General features: G+C 70.2%; 1 protein-coding gene. It reads right to left on the minus strand.

What is annotated here, in order from left to right; all coding sequences use genetic code 11:
- A partial coding sequence (locus FKP22_RS31530; protein ID WP_233447045.1) for a phosphopantetheine-binding protein occupies positions 1–1,017 on the minus strand: 1,017 nt, incomplete at both ends.

The following is a 1,017-nucleotide window of genomic DNA, read 5'->3' on the forward strand; positions in this document are numbered from 1 at the left end:
CGGCCGGTGCAGCACGGGTCATGGCCACAGCAGCTTTCGGCGCCGCCACGACCACAGGCCTGGGCTCAGGCACCGGCGGCTCGGCCACTGCCGGTGGCATGTCGCCCAGTGAGGCGATCAGCGCCACGGCGTCCGAGATCCTGCGGCACTGGCGGAAGGCGTCGCGCTGGCTGTCGAGCTGCGGGAATTCATCGACCAGCGCAAACCAGACCTCGGCCATGGTCAGCGAGTCCAGCCCCAGTTCGCCTTCGAAGTCGCTGTCAGCCCGCACCATGGCTTCGGGGAAACCGGTCAGGTTGGCGATCATCGAGCGAAACCAGGGCTCGCTGCCGGCCGGGGCCGCGGGCGTCAACGGTCCGGTGACCAAGGGCGGCACAGGTGCCTCATGTGTGTGTGCAGGCGTTGGCGCCAAGACCGGCGGTAGCGATGCGGCCGATGCCGCCGCCGGCAGCGCCGCTTCCGCAACAGGCCGGCCCAGTACCGCCTGCTGCTGCGTCTGCAGGTAGCTCTCCAGCGCCTGCTGGTTGGCCTGCACCAGTGCCGTGAACAACTGCTGGCGCTCGCCGGCCAGGCTGCCTGCACACAGGTCCACCAACGAGGACTGTTGCTCGAAGAAGCGGGTCATGACCCGGCCGTTGACGTCGAGGAAGTGGTTCAGGGCATTCACGGGCGGAAGCGGCGGGAGGGCCGTGGCAAGAGGTGGGGAAGGCAGCAGGCGCGCGGCGGCCGGCGGTGACGTGAAGGCCGGAACGTCCAGCGCAAAGTCCCGCAGCGCAGGTCGCAAACCGAGCGAGACCAGGCGCGCCAGCAGTTGCAGCAGGTGCTCGCGCGGGTCGGCATTGCCGGGGTCGCAGGCCAGCGCCACATGCGGCCTGTCCTTCAGGATCTGGCCGGCCAACTCGGTCAAGGTCCGGCCGGGGCCGACCTCCACGAACACGCGTGCGCCCAGGGCGTGCAGGTGCTCGACCGAGGCCTGCCAGCAAACCGGCGCCTCGACCTGGCGCGCCAGCAGATCGC

It is taken from the genome of Ideonella azotifigens (assembly GCF_006519715.1).
Classification (GTDB): domain Bacteria; phylum Pseudomonadota; class Gammaproteobacteria; order Burkholderiales; family Burkholderiaceae_C; genus Ideonella; species Ideonella azotifigens.